Source organism: Azospirillum sp. UFLA03-27 (assembly GCF_059803775.1).
On record NZ_JAUQTX010000360.1, the window covers coordinates 1 to 4,945 of the forward strand.

Below are 4,945 nucleotides of genomic sequence, written 5' to 3' on the forward strand. Positions count from 1 at the left end.
CCGCCGCCGTCCCCGCCCCGGCGCGCTCCTACGCGGCGCTCGGTCGCGCGGCGGGCGCGAAGCACCTCGCCGTCACCGCCTGACCCGCCGCAGAGGAGATCCGTCATGTCCCTGCGCGTCGCCGGCAGCATCGCCACCTCCGCGCTGCGCACCAACGAGGTGGGCATGGCGGTCGCCTCGGCCAACGTCGCCAACGCCGGCACGGAAGGCTACACCCGCAAGACCGCCAAGCCGACGACGAGCGACACCGCCGTCGGCTTTACCGGGGTGGAGGTCGCCGGCATCGGCAGCACGGTGGACCGCTACCTGTTGACGTCGCTGGTGTCGGCGCAGTCGGGCCTGGGCCTCAGCCGGACGGTCAGCGACTATCTGGACCGCTTCCAGGAGCGGCTGGGCGCCACCACATCCGCGTCGTCGCTGGGCTCGGTCATCGACACGCTGGGCGAGACCCTGGCCACGCTGGCGACCTCCCCGGAGAGCGGCAGCGCCAAGGCGGCGGCGGTGGACGACCTGACCGCGGTGGCGGAAACGCTGCGCTCCACCGCCAAGGCGGTGCGGGACCTCCGTGGCGAGGCCGACCACGCCATCGCCGACACGGTGACCCGCATCAACGGCACGCTCGACACGCTGAAGGACCTCAACGACCGCATCCAGACCGGCAAGGCGCTCGGCCAGGACACCGGCGACCTGGAGGACCAGCGCAACACCGCGCTCAAGAGCCTCGCCGGGGACATCGACATCCGCTACCAGACCGACGCCAACGGCATGGTCCGGGTCTCCACATCCTCTGGCACGTCGCTGCTGGACTCCGCGGTGCACCGGCTGTCCTACACGCCCGCCACCACGGTCGGCGCCAGGACGAGCTTCAACCCGATCACCATCGACGGGAAGGACGTCACCGGCTCCGTCTCCTCGGGCACCCTGGGCGGGCTGATCCAGGTCCGCGACAAGGATCTGCCTGCGCAGCAGGCCCGGCTGGACGAGCTGGCCCTGACGCTGAAGGACACGCTGAACGTCCTCCACAACCAGGGCACCGCCGTCCCGCCGCCCAACGCCCTGACCGGCAGCGCCGGCGTGACGGGCGGCGACGCGCTGAACGGCAACGGCACGCTGCGCGTCGCCGTCACGGCGGCGGACGGCACGGCGGTGGAGGTGCTGGACCTCGACCTCTCCGCCTACGCCACCGTGCAGGACGCGGTGGACGCCATCGACGCTATGGACTCGCTCTCGGCCCAACTCGACGCCCAGGGGCGGCTGGTCATCCAGGCCGACAACGCCGCGAACGGCGTGGCCCTGGGCGGCGACGGCACGGCGGGGGCGGACGGCCAGGGCTTCTCCGCCCGCTTCGGGCTGAACGACCTGCTGACCGGCACCGGCGCCGCCGACCTCAGGGTGAGCGACGCGATCGCTCGGGACAGCGGGCGTCTGGCGACCGGCGCGCTCTCCACCTCCGCCACGCTGGCCGCCGGCGGATCGGCGCTGTCCGCGGGGGAGGGCTCGGTGGCGCAGGCGCTGAGGACGGCCTTCTCCGGGGCGCAGTCCTTCGACACGGCGGGCGGCCTGTCCGGGCGGACGGGCACCTTCTCCCAGTATGCGGGCGCCATCATCCAGGGGGCGGCCACCGCCGCCTCCCGCGCCGCCACCGCCTACGAGGACCAAGAGTCCTACGCCGGCGGGCTGGAGTCGACGATGGCCTCGCAGAGCGGCGTGAACGTCAACGAGGAAACCGCCGCGATCAGCAACCTGCAATCCGCCTATCAGGCCGCCGCCGCGGTCATGAAGGCGGTGCAGGAGATGTTCGACACGGCGCTGAATTTGGTTCGCTAGGAGAGCCGGCATGGAACGGATCGCGACCTTCAACCACCAGAACCAGCTCGTCCGCTACATGCTGGCGGCGGAGTCACGGGTGGCCACCGCCCAGGTGCAGGCAGCGACCGGCGAGGCGTCGGTCGATTACAAGGGCATCGCCGGCGACAGCGGGCGCCTCGTCAACTTGGAGAGCCACTACCGCCGCTCCGAGCGCTACGTCGACGAGGGGGAGGTGGTCAACGGGCGCATCCAGACCATGCACGACGCCGTCGGCGGGATGATCGACCTCGCCAACCGGGTGCGCAGCCTCGTCGCCAGCATTCAGGGGGCCGGGAGCGGCGCCGCGGACGGCATCAAAAGCGAGGCGCAGGGCCTGATGACGGAGTTCGCCGGGCTGCTGAACACCCAGCAGGAAGGCCGCTACCTGTTCGCCGGGGGCCGCACCGACCGCGCGCCGGTGTCGCTGGACGGTCTGCCGGCGGCGACCAGCCCCTCCACCGCCGACACGACCTATTACAAGGGCGACGGCAGCGTCTCCTACTTCCAGGCCGCCGACGACCTCATCGTCCAGTACGGCGTCACCGCCGACGACCCGGCCATCGAGAAGGCGCTGCGCTCCATCAGCCTGATCGCCAACATGGCGACCGACCCGGTGGACAGCGCCCTGGTGGACGAGGCGTCCGACCTCGCCGACGCGGCGGCGGACGGGCTGACCGTGGCGCAGACCAAGCTCGGCTCCGCCTCCGCCACGCTGGAGCGGACCATCGACCGCCACCTGGAGGAGCAGCTCGTCCTCCAGACCCACGTCGAGGACATCCGCAACATCGACCTCGCCGAGGCGACGACGCGGCTGTCGCAGCTCCAGGCCAACCTGGAATCGACGATGAGCCTGATGAAGATCCTCCAGCAGACCAACCTGACCGATTTCCTCTGAGCCAAAGATTCCGCGCCAGCTTTCGCCGCGCCGGACGTGAGACGCAATGAGGGCTGATGCACAGGCGGCCCCACCATCCGATCAGGCTCCGACCAGGAGGCACATCATGCCCGTCATCTCTACCAACACGGCGGCGAACTCCGCGCTGCGCTACCTGAACATCAACTCCGAGAACCAGTCGAGTTCGGTCTCCAAGATCGCCAGCGGCTCGCGCATCACCAAGGCGTCGGACGACGCGGCGGGACTGGCCGTCGGCACCTCGCTGACCTCCGACATCACGGTGCTGAAGCAGGCGGCGACCAACGCCTCGCACGGCTCCTCGATCCTCCAGGCGGCGGACGGCGGCATGTCCCGCGTCTCCGACATCGTGCAGCGCATGCGCTCGCTGGCCACCCAGTCGCTGTCCGGCGCCGTCACCGACACCGAGCGCGGCTATCTGGACGCCGAGTTCCAGCAGCTCATCGAGGAGATCGACGGCATCGCGTCGGGCACCCGCTTCAACGACGACCCGCTGCTGGACGGCAACGGCGCCTGGGCCAGCGGCGTGGATTTCCGCGTCGGCACGGAAAGCACCGACAAGATCACCGTCACCATCGCCAACGTGAACACGACCGGCCTGTCCATCGGCACGCTGGACGTCGGCACCTCCGCCACGGCGAGCGCCGCGCTGACCGCGCTGGACACGGCGGTGGAAACGCTGTCGAGCGCGCGGGCCGACGTGGGCGCCCTGATCTCCCGCTTCGAGTTCCGCGGCCAGGTGCTGGACACCTCCATCGAGAACACCGAGGCGGCGCAGTCGGCGATCATGGACGTGGACGTCGCCGCGGAGCAGGCGGAGCTGGCCTCGACCAAGGTGCTGGCCCAGGCGGCCATCGCCGTGCTGTCCCAGGCCAACGAGATGCCGCAGAACCTGCTGTCGCTGCTGCGGTAAGGCTGTTTACCCACTCCTTCCCTCTCCCCGGAGGGGAGAGGGCTTCCCGTCCCCGGAGACCCGCATGACGACGGTGTCCTCAACCTCATCCTCGACCGCCGCATCGACCGGCAGTTCGTCGCTGATCGCCAGCGGGTCGGGCACGGGCATCGACTATTCGGCGTTGATCGAGGCATCGGTGCAGAAGCGCCTGTCCCGCGCCGACCGCATCGACACGACCATCACTGCCAACGAGGCCAGGATCGCCGCCTACGAGGACATGCAGTCGCTGCTTCTGGCGGTGAACACGTCGCTGGACGGGCTGCGCAACCGCAGCGTCTCGACCGGCGCCGGCAGCAACCTGTTCGAGGAACGCACCGCCTATCTGTCGGGCGGCGGCTCCACCGCGGCGGGCGACGTGCTGTCGGTGACCGCGGCGGACGGGGCGGAGACCGGCACCTATTCCATCGTCGTGGAGCAGCTCGCCACCCGCCACAAGATCGGTGCGGCGACCACCGCCAGCCAGGGCGCCGCGCTCGGCCAGTCCGGCACCCTCACGCTGGGCGTCGCGGGCGGCACCGCCGTGTCCATCGACGTGGAGGCCGGGGATTCCCTGACCGACATCCGCGACGCCATCAACGCGCGGAAATCCACCAGCGGTGTGACCGCCAGCATCGTGAAGGTCACGGACAGCCAGTACCAGCTGATCCTCACCGCCAACGACACCGGCAAGGCGATCACACTCGATGACGGCGGCAGCGGCGTTCTGACCGACCTCGGCCTGACCGACGCGGACGGCGGCTACGCCAACGAGCTGGTGGCCGCGCAGAGCGCCGTCATTACCGTGGACGGGGTGCGGGTGGAGCGCAGCAGCAACACCATCGCCGACGCCGTCGACGGGCTGACCTTCGACCTCTACGCCGCGCTGCCCGGCCAGACGATCGGAGTGGAGATCGGCACCGACCTGTCGTCGATCAAGGGCGCGATCACCGGCTTCGTGGACGCCTACAACGCCTTCCGCGCCTTCGCCCAGAGCCATCAGACCGTCGGCAGCAGCGGCACCGCCGACAGCGACGCCACCCTGTTCGCGGACAGCCTGCTGCGGCAGGTCACCAAGACGGTCTACGACGCCCTGGACGCAAAGGTGACGACGGACGACGGCGACACCCTGTCGCTGGCCGGCCTGGGCATCACCTTCGCCAGCGACAACACGCTGAAAGTGGACGAGACGGCGCTGAACGCCGCCCTGACCGGCGACATCGACGGGGTGCGCACGCTGCTCGGGCTGGAGA

The 4,945-nt window shown here is 70.4% G+C and carries 4 protein-coding genes; all 4 read left to right on the forward strand.

Annotated features, from left to right (window positions below; all coding sequences use genetic code 11):
• The first annotated feature begins 105 nt into the window (after window positions 1-105).
• Window positions 106-1,827 (forward strand): flagellar hook-associated protein FlgK, encoded by a 1,722-nt coding sequence (flgK, locus tag Q4I23_RS30455; RefSeq protein WP_498528696.1) that lies wholly within the window; start codon window positions 106-108, stop codon window positions 1,825-1,827.
• A 10-nt stretch (window positions 1,828-1,837) separates the two neighbouring features.
• Window positions 1,838-2,743 (forward strand): flagellin family protein, encoded by a 906-nt coding sequence (locus tag Q4I23_RS30460; protein WP_498528697.1) that lies wholly within the window; start codon window positions 1,838-1,840, stop codon window positions 2,741-2,743.
• Between the two features lie 106 nt (window positions 2,744-2,849).
• Complete coding sequence (locus tag Q4I23_RS30465; protein WP_498528698.1) at window positions 2,850-3,674, forward strand: flagellin; 825 nt, start codon at window positions 2,850-2,852, stop codon at window positions 3,672-3,674.
• 64 nt (window positions 3,675-3,738) lie between these two features.
• Window positions 3,739-4,945: flagellar filament capping protein FliD (gene fliD / locus Q4I23_RS30470; protein WP_498528699.1), on the forward strand; the 1,207-nt coding region annotated here is incomplete at its 3' end.

What these genes read in the sequence shown, in the direction of transcription:
- flgK (WP_498528696.1), top strand. Translation starts at nt 106, where the DNA reads ATGTCCCTGCGCGTCGCCGGCAGCATCGCCACCTCCGCGCTGCGCACC.
- Q4I23_RS30465 (WP_498528698.1), top strand. Translation starts at nt 2,850, where the DNA reads ATGCCCGTCATCTCTACCAACACGGCGGCGAACTCCGCGCTGCGCTAC.
- Q4I23_RS30460 (WP_498528697.1), top strand. Translation starts at nt 1,838, where the DNA reads ATGGAACGGATCGCGACCTTCAACCACCAGAACCAGCTCGTCCGCTAC.